The organism is Natrinema sp. SYSU A 869 (assembly GCF_019879105.1).
Classification (GTDB): domain Archaea; phylum Halobacteriota; class Halobacteria; order Halobacteriales; family Natrialbaceae; genus Natrinema.
In genome coordinates, this window is the sequence record NZ_CP082248.1 from 823,518 (window position 1) to 839,778 (window position 16,261).

Here is a 16,261-nt window from a genome sequence, read left to right on the forward strand (position 1 = left end):
TCGACAGTCCGATCATCGGCAGGGCCGAACTCAGCGACCAGTCCAAGTTCGGTGAGCGAGTTCGTTTCGGAGACGAGCAGTTGCGAGATCCGGCTGCGATCGACGTCGTGCATCGCCCGCAACGCGTGTCGAGACGAGTGTCTGGGCGGGTTCATCAGCGAGCTGCCGGAGGAGTTCGACCTTTCGGCCGTCCGGATCCAGCGCCTCGAGGGCGTCGTCGACGCGGTCCCTACTTGGGTGGTGTGTCTCTCGCCATTCGCTCACACCAGGGAGGTCTTCGCGGTGGTGCTGGGCAAGCCAGTGCTGGGTCCGTCCGGTTGCGATGACACGGACATCGAAGCCGGTTGCGAGGACGGCGAGCAGTCGACAGATCGTCTCTCGTTTTCTTCGGGGTGCCGTTTCGAACGCACGGTCGATGGTGACCGCGAGTGTCGGTGGCTGATCGTCGGGCACATGATCGGCGAAGAACTGCGCGGTCGCGAACAGGTCCTCGAGACTCGCATGGCCCTGCCCGAGCTTTGGCACGAGATCGGCGGCGAGTCGCCACGCGTCGCGACGGTTCCCGCGTGCGACCTCGAGGATCCGGGAGCGAAACCAGTAGGGAACGTTCTGCTCCTCAAGCGCGTCGTAACACTCCGGCACAGTCCGACCGTCGGCGAACCGTCGGACGGCACGGATAAATTGGTCTCGGATCGACTGATGGGCGAACAGCTGGTCCCACAGCGCCGAGACGGGATCGGTAGCGATCGCGAGGCTGGCCTGTGGGGACAGCGGTGGCTGCTGTGTTGGTGTGAGTCCCACGTCGGTCACGGTGGACTCACCTCGAGTGGGAGCTGGGGGCGTGCTGACTGGCGAGTGGAGTGGCGTGCCATCGAGTCCTGGAGTCGAGTGCGGAGAATGCAGACAGCCGAGCGCAGTGGCTCACCGGCTGTCGGCGCGAGTGCGTGTTAGGGGCTCACCGGTTTGGAGCGGGGATCGCCTCTGGTTCGGCAGCCCTGTTGGAGGGCGGACTCGAGTCCTGGATCTCGGGCTCGAGAGCGACTAATCGTGTCTGCTGGGTGGGCAGATCAGCGCGGGTGCCGAGCCTGCACTCGGCGAGGAGTTCCGTACAGCCAAGTGTTGGCTCTTTGATGGTGTCGGGACTGCAGGCTACGCAGTAGGGTCGGTGGATCGCCCAGCGGTCAGTGTCGGCTGGGCGTGAGGCAAGGACGGTCACACAGTCGCCTTCGTACAGTCGGTACTCACAGTGTTGGCACTTGGTAGTACCGTGGGGACCGACCGGGAACCCCTCGAGGAGTTGCGTAGGGGTGGTGACGACCTTCATTGGTCGTCACCTTCGAGTGCATCGAGGAATGAGTTCGTGAGGCTCGAGTAGAGATGTTGGCTTGTGAAGCCCCGTTCGGTTTTGACGTACTCGATCCAGTCGTTGATGCACTGGTCGACGGCCTCGAGGTCGTAGCGGTAGGTACGCTCGGCGTTGTGGATGACGTAGACAGTTTCGTCAGTGGTTCGGTAGACGTGATGTGCGTCCTCGGTGTCGATGCCGACGAGGATGTAGTCTGGTCGATGGTCGGTGCGGCTGCGAGCCGAAACCGTTTCGGTCGTGCGCGGTTGAATTGACATTGGTCTTGTGCTCCAAGACCGAGGTCGGCTGCTGGAACAGCCGGCCAAGATTTTCCCGGCCACCTTCGGTCTCTACTCTATAGTATGGGTCAATTCTACTTATAGTTAACGTATTGTAGCCTATAATAGGACGCAACTTTAGACAAGTTATAATACATTTCCGATATATTGTTGCTCCATGGCGATAAAAAACGCAATAGTGCTCACACCGGATAAGCTAAATAGTACAGATGAACGGTTGCTTGATGTACTCAGTGACGGGCGAGTGACCCCGCAATACGCTGCAGATCAACTCGATGTTTCACGGACATACGCTAGCGAACGGCTGAAGCGACTCGTTGAGCATGGCCATGTCGAGAAACTCGCACCTGGCCTCTATGAACTTGTCGACGATCCTCGTCAAATAACTGATTCATAGGCTGGCTTCAGTGCCAGCCGAAATATACAGAGTGTATAGAAGGGGAAATAAGACCAAATCCCTCGAAGCGTCACGAAATGTAGCGTCACTTTTATGTGCTCGTTCTCGGAGATCAGAGGTGCGTTCGCGGGTGTGACGGACTACTGAAAGTCCGAAGGCAGATGTAAGCACATTCGCCAAGTCGAGTTCGCCAAGGGCATTCACCCAATCCCGACCGACACCGGAATCGATGTCGACCCAGACCTCAGTGAGTATGTTGAGCCTATCGATATAGACGAGTCCGACGCGACCGTGGACATTCACGAATTTGGCGAGTACCTCGGCTACTCCCTACAACCGTTGTTGGATCGGCTGATCAAAGACGCACAGAAGATTCACCAGCAACGACCGGTGTTACAAGAGACACTCGCTACCCCTACACAATCGAGGATTGAAGCTTAGCTAAAGACGAATGAGCCCGTTTGATACTCTCGGACGCCTGTTCTGGGTCTACCAGTGCTGTTACTGAGCCTTGATAGTGGTCCTCCAGACCAACTGTGGGTTCGCCTGTCTCAGCGTTACAGAGGAGTTTCAGACGGCACATCCCGGTATCGACCTTCCAGACTGTGACCCAGTTGCCAGCCTGACGATTTGACGTTCTAGTCGCCCAATCTTGCCTCTGCTCCGCATTCCACTCCGACAGGATGTTAGCTAGCTGTTTCAAGTCCTGAGACCGCCTTCTCAGGTTGGGGTCATCCTCATACTCAATAACAGAGCCGTTACGTATTTTCCTCAAGAAGACTCGGAGATGACCCATCCCATCAACTGCTAACCCTATCTCGCTCCTTGTTCGGCCGCTATCGTAGAGTGGGGCACTGAATATCGTCTGTTCTCCGCCCTCGTCTGAATAGGTGTTATACAGGCTTCTCGCCCAGAGTGTCGAATGTTCGGGCGCAAACAACCCGTCTGGAAACGGTATGGTTCGCTCAACTGATGGGCGGTGGTGTTGTCGTAGCCACTTGATAATATTGTGATACCCGGACCATTCGTCTGGATGCGGTATCTGCGCTGCCCACCACTTCGAGAGGTCACCAGCTCCGAGGTCTACGTCGTGGTCGTCGAAATGCGTAGAATTGAGCCATAGAACACTGTACTCGTTCGAGCGAAACGTCGCTTGGACGGCTTCTTTATCCTTCGTATGGTGTTTATGTTGAACCTCAATTGCAATCCCTTCTCCGAGTGATTCGTGGTGACGGTCGAACTCGACCAGAACGTCTGCACGCCGGTCTCCAATTGGTGTTTCAATCGAGACTGTTGAATTGGAGAACGTGATCTCGGCTTTGGAGGCGGCGATAGATTTCAGTCGTTTGTGTTCCGCTGATTCCCGCCTGCGCCCCCTGAACAGCCACTTGGTGGTTGCGTAGGGTGTATGAAATGGCGAGCCACGAACGACCCCTTTCGACGATGAGAGTCCCGAATTGCGAGTTCGTTCCCGCATCCGGGGCACTCTGGAGAATCACTGGTATCTGCTTCGTGTGGGGTACAGAGTTCCCCGTCGATTCGCGCGGTGAACGGCATGTTGATGGACTCCTAAGAGGACTATTTGCTTATGTTCAATACCTCTGAGTAATCCCCGCTCCAGAGCGGGTCTCGTGACATCTGCCTGAGGATGTGCCGTAGCGAGGGCTCAATTGTCTCCAACTGGTCGTCGGGGATGTCGGGGATAAGGTCGGTGTACCCGAGTTCTGTCTGACCGCCAGCCTTCGCTCTGTAGAACAGAAGTGCCTCCCAGACGGCGTCGTGTCCGTGTTCGTCGAGGAATTCCTCAACCTCCTCATCGGCGTATGCTTGCCCGACCAGTCCAATCAGCAGAGGGTTGACAATTGCATCTTCTTCATCGATTTCCTCGACGATGGTCCCTTCTGCTTCAAGGAAATTGGCCTTGTATCCCTTTGGTTGGGAGTCTGAGGCTACTTCTACTGCGCCTATGTCGACGAGTTCCTCGATGTCGTTGTATAGTGTCGACTGCGGGACCTCCAAGTGTTCTTCTAGCTCGGGAACAGTTAGCCCATCCCCGAGGAACGGATTGTCACCCTCTTCAACGATGTTCCCCTCTACGTAGAGGGTATACCAAATGTGTGCGAGTCGAGATTGATTGAGCAGTTGGCCGATAGCAGCGAGTTCATCCGCACTCGTTCCAAGTGTATCTAGCCCCTCACCGTCTATATCATACATACTCACCACTTTCCAGAGAACATAGAAAGTCTCTTTGGTTAAATCAGCACTCAAACACGTTTATTCGGTTGACTTTCGCTGGTTCTCCGACACGCCCCTCAAATCTCGATGGAATTCCTCGAAGTCCTTGTAAATCTCCAACTCAGCGTCCGTGTCGAGCTTATCCGTCACGGCTTCTACGAGCCCTAAATTCGCCCATTTCGCTTCTATAAGGAGCATATCGCAGTCTGAGAGGATTGCTTGCGTACAAACAAGCATATCAGCAACATCGTTCTCCTTGACGGTCTCGTTCGGGTCCATCATCGAGACTCGATGGAGGTATATTTCCTTTTTGACGTACGAAACTATGTCGACCTCGTGTTCGTGGAGGACGTACTGGTCTCCGCTCTGTTGTAGGTACTCCTCGAAGGCCAGTCCTTTCAGGTTATCGTGGCCCCATTCTTCGTGAAGGTCTCGTAGCTGCTCCATCCCTTCAAATAGTCTTCTGTTGCACTCCAGGTAGAGTCTCGAAACACCCGCTGAAGGATTTCTACTAAAGATAAATCACTAATCTCCCTTCTGACGTAGCGCCGATATTCTTCGTCCGGTAGGATACCGAGAGGGTGGCTACTGACGTAGAATTCACTCCCCTCTTCAGGAGTTGGTGGCAGGACTTTGTCTGTAATAGCTACGATTATCTTGGACATCATGTCCTGCTCTTCTGCCTTAACGAGGTCGAGGAAGTTCCCCGTACTGAGGTACACCTGAACGTCATCCACTGAAACAGTCTCATAGAAGTTTTTGAATCGCTGTGGGTCCTCCCTCAGAGAAATCCAGTAGTTCGTATCCATCACTACACGCTTCATCGTTAACACTCATCGTCGCCAATCGGTTATAAAATCCAATACTTCCTCCAACTGAATGGCGTGTCACCGACCCAAGCTGGCTCAGTAGATTTAACAAGGAGAAGAATTCCAGCTATATAAACAGTGTAAGTGTATTTGGCGTGATTACGGCGTAACGGGTGGGTTGAGGTAGAAGTCATAGTCACGGATGAGAGAGTGAGCAGAAGGGAGAAGTGAGTTGTGGGCGGAAGTCACTATCGACGGCAGTACCTGATCTGAGTTAAAGGTATGCGACAACCACCGTCGAAGGTGACCAGAATGCTGGCGGTCTTACCGGTTATAACGAGGGCCCCGAGGGAGTTGTGAGCGAGTCGTACTGGGACATTGAGGCCACAGGACATACGGACGGAATCGGTAACAATGTAGGTTACACAACTGACCTCGCTGGACTGTCCACCGATGAAATGCAAGGCGGAGTAGCTGAAGAGAACATACCCGCGCTTGATTTCGAGGATACATGGACGGTCGTCACAGACCCAGACGACTATCCGATCTTGCGGTGGCAGGTAGCGGTCGATGCTGATTAATCGACGATGCTCACGACGCCAGATCACTGATGAGGTATTGGTAGGTCACGGGCACTCGGTGTAGGGTTTGAACGTTCAGTTATCACTAACTGTGATCCGTTACAAACGTATAATCCCTTATGACAAAGTACTAAATAGTTTAGTGATGGCGGTAATGGACATATGCGTCGAAGTCCCACACCCATACGGTATCCCAAATCCGGATACCACAGCGATACGGCTTATAGGCTGAAAATAACTCGCGCGACTGCTTTGACCGTGACTACCGTCCCCGATTGAATGCGAAGCACAAACGAGGTGACAAAGAATGTCCAACACACACTTCACGCGCCGTCACCTCCTGCAACTAACCGCCGGATATGGGACTACATCCGTCTGGCCCACCGATCACGCACAGCAAACTACGAGCCGTGATGATAGTACTCCCGAACGGTGGCGATTTGAAACTGGTGGGTTCATTTCCGCATCGCCGACGATCGTTGATGGCATTCTGTATATCGGAAGCCATGACAGTCAGATCTATGCAATTGACGTAAGCACTGGTCAAGCAGTGTGGACTGTCTCGACCGAGGGTGAGGTGGGATCATCGGTAACAGTGGTTGATGAAACCGTCTACGTGGGCAGTCGCGATGAGAACGTCTACGCGCTCGATGCTGAGACAGGAGAGAAACGCTGGGTCTCCAACATCGGATCAAGTATTCTGATGTCATCACCGACTGCTGGTGATGATTCCGTGTATGTCGGGGATTTCAGTGGGGATGTCCATGCACTAGATATGGTGACCGGTCGCGAAACCTGGACGTACGAGACCGGTGGAAGTATTCAACGATCGTCGCCAACAGTAGTTGCTGACACCGTCTATATCGGGAGTGCCGATAACCACCTCTACGCGCTCGATGCCACAAATGGTAATGAACAGTGGGCGTTCGAAACTGGTGGCGAGGTACGTTCGTCACCAACAGTCGTGAAGGGGAATGTCTACGTCGGGAGTTTCGATGACTCAATTTACGCAGTCGATGTCGCAACGGGGGAGGAAATCTGGAGCGTTGACACTGACGGCCACATCGGGACCTCATCACCGACGGTCGCGGACCACACCGTGTATATCGGCGGGTATAATGCCGATGTGTACGCACTTGATGCCAGTACTGGCGAGCAGCAGTGGACGTTCACAACCAGTACGACTGTGGATTCATCGCCAACTGTCGTTGATGGCATCGTCTACGTCGGGGATTCGTCACCGCATGGTGCCCCAAATCTGTATGCGATCGACGCGGTACGCGGCCATCTCATCTGGCAGTACAAAACTGACGGCCCTGTCTCCTCGTCCCCAACAGCGGTTGATGGAACCGTCTACATTGGGAGTTACGACTCGTTGGTGTACGCGTTCCCGACAGACGTTGATGGATCAAGTGAAGGATCACGAGTGTTACTCGGTACACTCGGCCATCACGATAGTCTCCGCCGTGGTGGTCCCGTCACCCTCCCACATATGATCACTCGCTACTGGCGGATTTCGTGATCGACACGGACAAACCAACGGTCAACGAGCCGGTCGCCTTTGATGCGTCAGCGTCAACGGTGGAAGACGGTAAGATCGTAGCGTACAAGTGGGATTTCACCGGTGATGGGACCGCTGATCGCACCGGGCAAAGTGTTGAACATGCGTTTTCTGACAGAGGATTACACCCTATTTCGCTTACTGTGGTTGACGAAACGGGAGCCAAAGATACTGTCCAACGGGCTCTCTCCGTCACGCCTCGCGAGAGCGACCTCTCGATAGCAATTGTTGACACAAACAGCCCGGTTGAAGGCGGTGACAGATTGATGATCACAGTCGAAGTCACGAATACTGGTGAAATAGCACATCGACCAGAGATTACAGCCATCTTTAACGAAGAAAAGAGAGGCGGGATCAAAACGACCGTCGAACCGGGGAAAACAGAGACCCACTCATTCGGCTATCGAACCTACCCCGTGAAAGACGAGGTGGATATCCCGATCCATGCTGAGATTGAAACGGACACAGCCACCAAAACAGTCACCGTTCGTGCTGTCGACGAGTTGGAGTCCACGTATACATCTCCGTCCTCCGAACTCACTATCCAGCCTGCTACACAGGTTATGTTCGAGATTGACACCACGGTGATGAAACCAGAGGGAACCATCCAATGGTATGTTGATGGTAGCCACCATCCGACTCAGGGTGCAGTGTGGCCGTTCATGTATGCCGATAAAGTTGGACGTGAATTCTTCTCGTATCTGTTTGAGTCTCCCGGCACCCACGAAATTACCGCAGCTGTTGTCAGAGACGATAGGAATCGTGCAATGCGGTGGACCATTACTGTGACCGACTCAGGGGCTATACCACCCAGAATTGATGCCGCTCGCCCAGTCACCAGCGAACTCGCAGCAGACGGACAGTATACACTCGAACTCGATATCTCGAGTCCGACAACCGATCTTGACCGGGTTGTGTGGTGGATGACACAGGCGGATACGATCATCGGTATCACCGAGGTCAGTAGTCGGAATGACACGGCGTCGCTCGAGATCGATGGTGGCTGTCTATCGTGCCAGATTGAAGCATGGGCAATTACTGAGAATAACACGTACACGTCGATCATTCCATGGCAGTTCAAAGACGGTGAAGACTCAGCGAGAAATCTCGATAAGAGAAGGGGCATCGACGTACTAGTTCTCGAGACGAACAGTCCAATTGTTGAGGGCGAGGCAGTGAAGGTAAGAGCAATGCTCGAAAACACCGAATCGACGCAAGTGACACGAGAGGTTGAACTTACGCTCGGTGAGAAGCCAACGGTCGTAGAGAGTCAGACAGTGACGATGGCGGCTGGCACGACAGATGAGATCGTACTCACGTCCACGGTGCCATCCGCGCTAAAAGGGGAATGGATTTCGTTTCGCGTTCAATCAGATACACATCAAAATGATGGAGTAATCCACGTAGAACAGAAGAATACCGAGACCCACGACAGAATCACGTCGTTCACCGGCGACCGCGATATAAGCAATCCGTGGCCCGACTGAGACAGAGGTGATCAACAAGGCCGAGTACATACGCGATTACCACGGATTCCGCGACCCGAGCGAGTTTGTGATTCTTGAATCCGCTCACAACGAGTTGCTGCGGCGCTCAAACTCCGAGCGGCCCAATTACTAACACTGCATCGTCACTCGACGCGTGGGCGACACCACCGTCCACATGGTCGCTGACGGTACGATAGGAGGCGCACGTCCCGGGTCCGCGGTGCCGCAGTTCAACGGCCGAGAAGACGAGCTCCGAGAACGAGCCTGTGCCCTCTGACTCGATTAGGTGGCACTCATCACCGACTCTGTAATTAGCTAGTATACCGTATATGTTCATCGCGGAAATCTTGTGTCGAAGTAGGCCATGGTAAGGATCCAAATCCACCACGCGACCTTATTTCCATTTTGACTAGACCAGGTACACTTTATGTAGCGACCCGATCAGAGTTGCCAATCGAGTACTGGAATGCTTATATGTGGAGAGTTTTATAGTGTGTTAATACATAGCACATCATAACAGGGGTGAGGCTACAAGGACCCAATGACCAACACAGCAAGGGGTAGTAACAAAACGGAATTATCGACAATACCTACGTAGAAGTGGGTTAATAAGATAATGAACAGGAGGAAAGGCAGAGCGATAAGTACAAGCAGAGAGGAGGGAAATGAAAACAACAAAGAGAGGACTTGTATTGCGGAAAATATTTCGCGTCGGTCATTTCTCGGCAGTACTACACTGCTTGTCGGCACTAGTACCGTTACAGCGAGACAACAGGAACAAGATGATTCGGGAGAAGGGACCGAATTAGGAACTCTCTCATTTGATGAACAATTAAGTTCTAAGGATTCTCACACTGGAACGTACCCAGCAGATATACCTCGGGTAGCAACTAATGTAGAATTAGAAAATCGAGTGACGATTGATCCAGCGAAACAAACAGGGAATATTGAATTAGGCACAACCGTTGAGGGGGAGTTTGGAGATATTGGTGCCGGTGGCGGATATGTTAGCGCAGGCCGCCACCTGTTTTCGGCAGAATGGGAGGCTCCACGTGATGAGACATTTACTGTCTCATCGGAGTACGCGTATGAGGGAAATGTCTTCCAGTACCGAGAGTCTAGTAGATACCAGAATGCGGTTAATCGGGTCGGTGTACAAGGGCGATTAGTTATTCGAGACGCTGCGACAGGGGACATAATAGCCGAGTCACAACCAGTTGTCGAGTGGGACCTTGTAATACCCCATCTGGATACCCTTGATAATGAATGGATGATATCTGCATTCGAGGCCTTAATTGATGAAGTTATACCTATTGTCGGCGGACAAATTGCAGAGGAAGTAACCGAACGACCAGATGAAAATGTACATGCCCCTGGAGATCCAAATCAACCAAAGCCAATTAGCGGCGAAAGTTCGGCCTCGGTCTCGTTCACCGCGAGTCAGGGGAAAACATACGAAATACAGAAATTGTTTGAAGGGGTGACACTGGCCGTTAGTATTTTCGGAGCTCCTTCTGAAGCAGAACTGTCCTTCAGTCCAACCGTCCATGATCTGCGTGTCGCCGTAACAGAGGGTCAAGAGCAAGGTCCGTCGCTTGAGGTGATGATTAGTGAGACAAATGCACCGGTCAATGCAAGTGAATTTCTTGAAGTGACTGCCCAGATCAAAAACACTGGCGAGGCGTCCACAAGGCAGACTATTGATCTTATTGTCGGACATAGCCCTGAACAAGTGGATACTAAGACGGTCACGCTTGGGCCCGGTGAAACCCAGACGATTACGCTTGGATATGAGACGTATCCTGCAAAACAAACCACTAAATTTCCAGTTCGGGTCCAGAGCGAGGACGACACGGCTGAACGATCCGTCACGGTATATGGAACAGAAGATGAAAGTCGGGCAGAAGACAATAGGCCGACTGGTTCATCGTTCGTTGTAGACATCACCAAAACGAATACCCCACTTGATGCCGGAAAGTTCCTCCAAGTGACCGCCGTTGTCAAGAACACAGGGCCAACAGAGGCAACACAGACTATCCGCCTTATTGTCGGACATAGTCCCGAGCAAGTAGATACCGAGACAGTCACGCTTGGGCCCGGAAGTAGCAAGACGATTACGCTAGGGTACTCGACCTATCCTGCGAAACAGACCACAGAGTTCCCTGTGCGAATTGAAACTGAGAAGGATGCGGACGAACAGTCTGTCCGTGTCTACGGCACTGGCTAATCATCGATCTCACTTTCTCCACCCCTACGACTATTCCGTTGCTTGGTGATCAGACCGTATGGGATCCAATACCATTCCACGGGGAGAGCCCGAAGGCGTCACGCGGCGACAGTTGCTACAGCACACCAGTGTGACAGCCGCTGCTGGTGTTACCGTGCCGAAAGGAGGAAGGGCTGCTACCATCCAAGATATCGGTGACATGCCTCTTCTCGATACACACCTCCATGTTACTCCAATTGATGGAACGACACGACAGGCGTTCTCTACCGAACAGGCTGTTAACTGGATGGATGACCATAGTGTTGATCAGGCTGTCTTACTCCCACTCGAGTCACCGACAAGTTGGTTTTATCCTGTTCCGACATGGTGGACTTTACGCGAAGAGAGCAAATTTCCAGATCGATTCATTCCCTTCTGTACAGTTGCGCCGCTTGTCGCAGAGCAGTTCGGTGAGGATACCATTAGAGAACGACTTGAAACGTATGTCTCCATGGGGGCACGAGGTGTTGGGGAGTTGAAAGCACCGGTGCCGTTCGATGATAACCGGGTCCAAACCGTCTATGAGACGTGTGCAGAACTCGATCTGCCAGTCCTCTTCCATATGGACGGTGTAAATCTAACTGACGAGGTCGGCTTGCCGCGTACTGAAGCGATGCTCCAAGCCTATCCCAACGTTGATTTCATCGGGCATGGGGCTGGCTGGTGGGCCTCGATTTCTGGCGATCTTGATTCGGTAGCGACGGTGTGGCCAGAAGGGCCAGTTACATCAGGTGGGGCTATTCCGCGATTATTAGCGGAGTATGATAACCTCTCTGGCGATCTGTCCGGCGGGTCTGGATGGAACGCGCTTACTCGTGATCTCGCGTTTGGGCAAGAGTTTCTAAACGAATACGCTGACAGCCTCCTCTTTGGCACAGATAAGCTCGCGCCTGAGCAAAATGTCGGTCAGTTCAATATTTTTCGTGAATTTGACCTCGCTCCCGACCAGTGGGCACAGATCAGATATCAAAATCTCCAAGACCTACTGTAATATCCCCCACGGAGGCACTGTCTAGTTGAGCCAGTTTGAGAAGTGAGCAGGTCGTTGAGTTTCTTGGGCAAGATGTTCGCAGACCTGCTCAGCGAGAGCTATGCAGCGGATTTAGAAGAATCTTGGGAGAATGAGCGGACGGCGACGCCCGTCAGGGCGTTCGCCGTCCACCTCCATCAGACCGGTTGTTCTCTTCGGGAGACAACAACAATTCTCGCTGAATTAGGCATTGAACGCTCACATGGAGCGGTCTGGAATTGGGTACATCGGTTAGCTGACAGCGGCTGCGACCCGCCGACGGCGAAGCCGTCAAGGGTCGCGGTTGACGAGACCGCTGTCAAAATCAACGCCGAATGGTCTTGGTTGTATGCTGCAATAGACATCGAGACAAAGTTGATTCTCGATGTCGCGCTGTTTGGTCGGCACGGCACTGATCCAGCAGCTGCGTTTCTGCATAGACTCACCGAGAAACACGATCTCTCAGAGGCTGAGTTTCTCGTCGATCAGTTCGGCTATCGGACTGCCCTCTCCCGATTAGGACTGAGCGGTCAGATTGACTATACCGACCGAAACCTGATCGAAAAGTGGTTTCATACCCTCAAAATGCGGATCGACCGTTTCCATAACTCGTGGGTTGGCAGTCGGGCGAGCGTCCGCGAGTGGCTTGAACAGTTTATGCACTACTACAACTGTCAGAGACCGCACCAAGCTCTCGATGGAAAGACGCCGGTCGAGGAAGTGCAGAACTAGACAGTGCCGACACTCCTTGTTCATCAAACCAAGGATGTTCTGCGTCCACTGAAACAATTATGGTGGGCGTTAACAGAGTCCATATTATGCGTATACGAAGGCGAAGTTCCTCGCTCTGGGTGGTTGGACTGACAGGAATGATCGGCGAGGGAATAAGGGGGACTACTGGGCGTGAATGGTTCATTCACGAATTAGACTCACCCGATAAAAACAAATTTGAGTACCAATGGCTGAAAACACTGGAATGAGTCGGCGGCGATTCGTTCGGAACGGTGCAGTCCTTAGTATGGCGGGCGTGTCCCGGGAGCAAGACATCGAGCTCGGGGTAACGGTGATTCCCGAATCCATCGTTGGTCTCTTCTCTCAAGTCCAGGATAATACAGAGTCGACAATTACCGTTGTGTTTAGCGATCCTATCACAGAGAGCGATGCGGACGATCTAACCGACGATCCCGAGGAGGTGCTGTCATTTCAGGATCGGCCAAATGACACCATAAATATTCGGTTCACTGCGAACGAAATCAATTACGATGTCGATGCGGCGCCGGTTAACATTGATCCCGACTACGCGATGAGTTCCGACCTGAGAGTGCCTCTCAGCTTCGAATGGGCTGGAGGAACATGGTTCGACATTCGACCACTGCTTGTTGAACGGCCCGTCGAGGGCGGTGCGCCAGCAGTAGAGGGGGAGTTTGATAATCGCCAGCGATTCTGGGTGACGTTCCCGACTGGATATACGTACCGGCTGCCCAAGGCTCAGCGACAGGCCAACTACTATGACGGCGCGTTCTTCGAATATGCGGGCAGCACTGATCGTTCAATTCCACGGTTGCCGCACTTCGATCATCCATCTGTAACCGCACTCGCAGCCAGCGCCGAGTTTCGTCATAATCTACTGGGCGAGGCCGCCGTCGACGGCGTTCGATTAACCCGTGCGCTCGATCCCGACTGGTACATTGAAACAGCGCTAGAGGAACTAGTCGATGGACTCAACGACATATATGCATGGCTCGTCGGCGCCAGCGTCAGTCAGTTCGTTCCGATGGAGAAACTTCTCGGGCCGGAGGTAGCGGCAGCATTGAATCTAAAAGATATTCTGGATACCCTCGATACCGATCTTGAGAACTTCGAGGCAGGATTGGAAGGACTCTCGGGTGCAACGGAAGTGATTGTGGGTTTTGATCGGCGCCAGTGGATGGAGGTCGCAAACGAGACACTCATTGATCTTGGCTGGCTGAGCGATGAGGAGCTCCACCACCGCAATCCTGCGTTGGCACTGGCGCACGCCCCTGAAGATGTGTCCCCCAACGATGTCGTGTATCCTGATGATTCGATGGTAAAACGGGTTGATGAATATCGCGAAATTCTCGAAAAACAGCGTTCAGTGCTTACCGATCTCCTTGATCCCAGGAGTGACTTCAAAGCAACGAGGGACGCATTTGTAGACGTGGGGGACGAACATGATGACGATGAGTTGGGCCAAGATGACTATTGGGGAGCCCTCCATTCGTTTACTGAGACGCTTTTCACCCAGTACCTTGACCGGGTTAACAAGGACCTCGAGTTGCTCGCCGACCTTGAGACAGCGCTGGAAGAGGCCGAGGAAGCGATTCGCGCAAAAGTCACTGATCGCGAACGCACCATTCAACCGGGAACGCGACTCCTATTCGAGGCTGACATCGAAGACGTGGATAGCGACTGGGCTGTAGAGTGGAAGATTGATGGAGAACAAGTATCTTATACCGCTCATTGGCATGCCTTGACGGCAGATTATTACCAGTATGTTGAGAAGTATGAGGCTGATTACTTCTATCACACATTTGACTCAATTGGGGTATACGAAGTCACAGCATCCGTCTTTTATGATGTTGATGTTGGTCGCCAATCTCCTAACCACAACCCGGCCGACACAGAGCGGTGGACGGTCAATATCACCCCTGACGGCAAGACTCAACCATCTGTGGTGGCTGCTGATCCGGATCCCAATGAACCAATCATAGTCGGCCGCAGTGAGCCCTTTGAGGTCAGTTTAGATATTACCTCACCGGATAGTAATCTGGATCGCGCCGTTTGGTGGCTCAGTCAGGCGGATATCATTCTTGGATTCCACGATCTTGAAGGTAATGAAGATACAGTAACGCTATCGATTGATGAAGGGGAAGGATGCCATACCTGCAGGATTAGTCCGTGGATTATTACCGAGGACGGCCTGCTCATGTGGCCAGATTCTTGGGAAATCGACCACATGGCTGATTGAACAATAGAGCTGACGATCACCGACACGAACACGCCGATTGATGCAGGCGAATTCCTGGAAGTGACGGCCGAGATCGAGAACACCGGCAATGAGACCACTTCTCAGGAAATCGACTTTATCGTTGGACACGATCCCGAACGACTTGACTCTGAGATCGTCTCAGTTGACCCTGGTGACACTGAAACGATTACTCTATAGTAGGAGTTAGAAATAACTGCTCATCTTTGGTACAGAGAGCTGATTAAGTGCGGTATCGATCGCCGTTGTTAACTCGCCAAGTGAGTCAAAAACCGATTGCTGAGAGCCGTTTGGAGCTGTCGCCAGCACTCTTCGACCGGATTGAGTTCAGGAGAGTACGCCGGTAACGTGACGAAGGCGAGGTCGTCACGGGCCGCCAGGTCCGTGACGGCCGATGCCTGGAAATACGGCGCTCCATCGAGCACGATGATTAGATCTTCTTCGAATTCTTTGCATAACGCGAGAATGAAATGTTTCGCGTGATCGGCAGTGACGTACTCGGTGAATCGTGAGAAGAAGCACTCGCCGTCTTCGGTGATCGCGCCGAGCAGACACGTCCAGTCGCGTTGGCCAGAAAGTTCGACGCTCGGCCGCGTGCCGCGCGGAAACCACGCGGCACGCGGCTCAACCTGGACGGATTTCTTGGTCTGATCGATGCAGACTACTGTGGCGTCCATCTCCGCTCGCTTTTTTTGAGTTCGTCACGGAACTCTTCTGTGTCGGATTCCTCGGCTTCGTCGGCTGTGCGGCGCGGTTTTTGGTAACTCAATCCAGCTTCTTTGAGCAACCGCCGGCAACTCGGATAGGAGTACTCGACGCCGTAGGTTTCTTCAAGAAACTCCTGGACGAGCGCCGGCGTCCATGCCGGCGCGTCGATCCCGACTTCCTCGGGAGGTTCGTGAACGGTTTGTTCAAACTCTTCTTGCTGTGTTTCTGAGAGCTTTCGTTTTCTCCCGGATCGGTGAGCATCAGAGACAGCTTGCTCAAGCGGTTCGTCCGTATCGAGTCGCATGAGCCAACTGTAGATCGTCCTTCGACCAGTGTCGTGCCACTCTGCAAGTTCGGTCTGTGTCACGCCGTTCTTGTACGCAATCGCCGCTAACAACCGTTGTGTCGGCTTGTTTCCCTCAACCTTGTCAAGGGCGTCTTGGAGTTCTTCAACGGAAATCTCGTCGAGATGGTCCATTGTCTACAGTAACAATCTACGGGCGAAAATTCTAACGGTTACTATAGACGGTGCCCCCACGGAATACTTGTCCAATGGA

15 protein-coding genes and 2 pseudogenes are annotated in these 16,261 nt (G+C 53.0%); 9 read left to right on the plus strand and 8 right to left on the minus strand.

Going from position 1 to position 16,261, the window contains the following annotated elements; translation table 11 throughout:
* Positions 1-30: 30 nt before the first annotated feature.
* The 3 genes from K6I40_RS28270 to K6I40_RS07815 form a co-directional block, all read right to left on the minus strand.
* Complete coding sequence (locus tag K6I40_RS28270; RefSeq protein ID WP_255681578.1) at positions 31-810, minus strand: hypothetical protein; 780 nt, start codon at positions 808-810, stop codon at positions 31-33.
* A 145-nt stretch (positions 811-955) separates the two neighbouring features.
* Positions 956-1,324 (minus strand): hypothetical protein, encoded by a 369-nt coding sequence (locus tag K6I40_RS07810; RefSeq protein ID WP_222914184.1) that lies wholly within the window; start codon positions 1,322-1,324, stop codon positions 956-958.
* A complete protein-coding gene (locus tag K6I40_RS07815; RefSeq protein ID WP_222914186.1) occupies positions 1,321-1,623 on the minus strand; it encodes a hypothetical protein in 303 nt (100 codons plus the stop codon). The genes K6I40_RS07810 and K6I40_RS07815 overlap by 4 nt, the downstream gene beginning before the upstream one ends.
* 178 nt (positions 1,624-1,801) lie before the next feature.
* Between K6I40_RS07815 and K6I40_RS07820 the strand changes: the two genes are divergently transcribed.
* Both K6I40_RS07820 and K6I40_RS07825 read left to right on the plus strand, forming a co-directional pair.
* A complete protein-coding gene (locus tag K6I40_RS07820) occupies positions 1,802-2,041 on the plus strand; it encodes a MarR family transcriptional regulator (protein ID WP_222914188.1) in 240 nt (79 codons plus the stop codon).
* 279 nt (positions 2,042-2,320) lie between these two features.
* A pseudogene (locus tag K6I40_RS07825) lies at positions 2,321-2,482 on the plus strand (IS4 family transposase); the annotation flags it as partial.
* On the opposite strand, the gene K6I40_RS07830 reads toward K6I40_RS07825, so the two are convergent.
* The 4 genes from K6I40_RS07830 to K6I40_RS28280 form a co-directional block, all read right to left on the minus strand.
* Entirely contained in the window at positions 2,457-3,518 is a 1,062-nt protein-coding gene (locus K6I40_RS07830) for a hypothetical protein (RefSeq protein ID WP_222914190.1), read from the minus strand. The pseudogene K6I40_RS07825 and the gene K6I40_RS07830 overlap by 26 nt on opposite strands.
* Before the next feature lie 101 nt (positions 3,519-3,619).
* On the minus strand, positions 3,620-4,255 hold the full coding sequence (locus K6I40_RS07835; protein ID WP_222914193.1) for a helix-turn-helix domain-containing protein: 636 nt from the start codon (positions 4,253-4,255) through the stop codon (positions 3,620-3,622).
* Positions 4,256-4,315: 60 nt separating this feature from the next.
* Positions 4,316-4,723, minus strand: a complete 408-nt coding sequence (locus K6I40_RS28275) for a hypothetical protein (RefSeq protein ID WP_255681582.1) — start codon at positions 4,721-4,723, stop codon at positions 4,316-4,318.
* Complete coding sequence (locus tag K6I40_RS28280) at positions 4,675-5,085, minus strand: hypothetical protein (protein ID WP_255681584.1); 411 nt, start codon at positions 5,083-5,085, stop codon at positions 4,675-4,677. The genes K6I40_RS28275 and K6I40_RS28280 overlap by 49 nt, the downstream gene beginning before the upstream one ends.
* Positions 5,086-5,441: 356 nt before the next feature.
* Here K6I40_RS28280 and K6I40_RS07845 point away from each other — a divergent pair, with 356 nt between their 5' ends.
* The 7 genes from K6I40_RS07845 (at position 5,442) to K6I40_RS07875 (ending at position 14,978) form a co-directional block, all read left to right on the plus strand.
* The gene (locus K6I40_RS07845; protein ID WP_222914195.1) at positions 5,442-5,666 is read left to right on the plus strand and encodes a hypothetical protein; all 225 of its coding nucleotides are present in this window, start codon (positions 5,442-5,444) and stop codon (positions 5,664-5,666) included.
* Positions 5,667-5,973: 307 nt separating this feature from the next.
* A complete protein-coding gene (locus K6I40_RS07850; RefSeq protein ID WP_222914197.1) occupies positions 5,974-7,188 on the plus strand; it encodes a PQQ-binding-like beta-propeller repeat protein in 1,215 nt (404 codons plus the stop codon).
* Positions 7,185-8,714 carry a PKD domain-containing protein gene (locus K6I40_RS07855; protein ID WP_222914200.1) on the plus strand — a complete coding sequence of 510 codons (1,530 nt, stop codon included), beginning with the start codon at positions 7,185-7,187 and terminating at the stop codon, positions 8,712-8,714. The genes K6I40_RS07850 and K6I40_RS07855 overlap by 4 nt, the downstream gene beginning before the upstream one ends.
* Before the next feature lie 616 nt (positions 8,715-9,330).
* Positions 9,331-10,941, plus strand: a complete 1,611-nt coding sequence (locus tag K6I40_RS07860) for a CARDB domain-containing protein (RefSeq protein ID WP_222914202.1) — start codon at positions 9,331-9,333, stop codon at positions 10,939-10,941.
* Between the two features lie 58 nt (positions 10,942-10,999).
* A complete protein-coding gene (locus K6I40_RS07865) occupies positions 11,000-11,971 on the plus strand; it encodes an amidohydrolase family protein (RefSeq protein ID WP_222914205.1) in 972 nt (323 codons plus the stop codon).
* 72 nt (positions 11,972-12,043) lie between these two features.
* Positions 12,044-12,721, plus strand: a complete 678-nt coding sequence (locus tag K6I40_RS07870; protein WP_222914207.1) for an IS6 family transposase — start codon at positions 12,044-12,046, stop codon at positions 12,719-12,721.
* A gap of 226 nt (positions 12,722-12,947) precedes the next feature.
* On the plus strand, positions 12,948-14,978 hold the full coding sequence (locus tag K6I40_RS07875) for a hypothetical protein (protein ID WP_222914209.1): 2,031 nt from the start codon (positions 12,948-12,950) through the stop codon (positions 14,976-14,978).
* Between the two features lie 204 nt (positions 14,979-15,182).
* Here K6I40_RS07875 and K6I40_RS07880 read toward each other — a convergent pair.
* Positions 15,183-16,182, minus strand: a pseudogene (locus K6I40_RS07880) (IS630 family transposase).
* Positions 16,183-16,261: the final 79 nt, after the last annotated feature.

Bases quoted from the DNA above. Each gene is read 5' to 3' on its own strand.
- K6I40_RS07810 (WP_222914184.1), bottom strand. From the start codon at position 1,324: ATGAAGGTCGTCACCACCCCTACGCAACTCCTCGAGGGGTTCCCGGTC.
- K6I40_RS07815 (WP_222914186.1), bottom strand. From the start codon at position 1,623: ATGTCAATTCAACCGCGCACGACCGAAACGGTTTCGGCTCGCAGCCGC.
- K6I40_RS07820 (WP_222914188.1), top strand. From the start codon at position 1,802: ATGGCGATAAAAAACGCAATAGTGCTCACACCGGATAAGCTAAATAGT.
- K6I40_RS07830 (WP_222914190.1), bottom strand. From the start codon at position 3,518: ATGCGGGAACGAACTCGCAATTCGGGACTCTCATCGTCGAAAGGGGTC.
- K6I40_RS07835 (WP_222914193.1), bottom strand. From the start codon at position 4,255: ATGTATGATATAGACGGTGAGGGGCTAGATACACTTGGAACGAGTGCG.
- K6I40_RS28275 (WP_255681582.1), bottom strand. From the start codon at position 4,723: ATGGAGCAGCTACGAGACCTTCACGAAGAATGGGGCCACGATAACCTG.
- K6I40_RS28280 (WP_255681584.1), bottom strand. From the start codon at position 5,085: ATGGATACGAACTACTGGATTTCTCTGAGGGAGGACCCACAGCGATTC.
- K6I40_RS07850 (WP_222914197.1), top strand. From the start codon at position 5,974: ATGTCCAACACACACTTCACGCGCCGTCACCTCCTGCAACTAACCGCC.
- K6I40_RS07860 (WP_222914202.1), top strand. From the start codon at position 9,331: ATGAACAGGAGGAAAGGCAGAGCGATAAGTACAAGCAGAGAGGAGGGA.
- K6I40_RS07865 (WP_222914205.1), top strand. From the start codon at position 11,000: ATGGGATCCAATACCATTCCACGGGGAGAGCCCGAAGGCGTCACGCGG.
- K6I40_RS07870 (WP_222914207.1), top strand. From the start codon at position 12,044: ATGTTCGCAGACCTGCTCAGCGAGAGCTATGCAGCGGATTTAGAAGAA.
- K6I40_RS07875 (WP_222914209.1), top strand. From the start codon at position 12,948: ATGGCTGAAAACACTGGAATGAGTCGGCGGCGATTCGTTCGGAACGGT.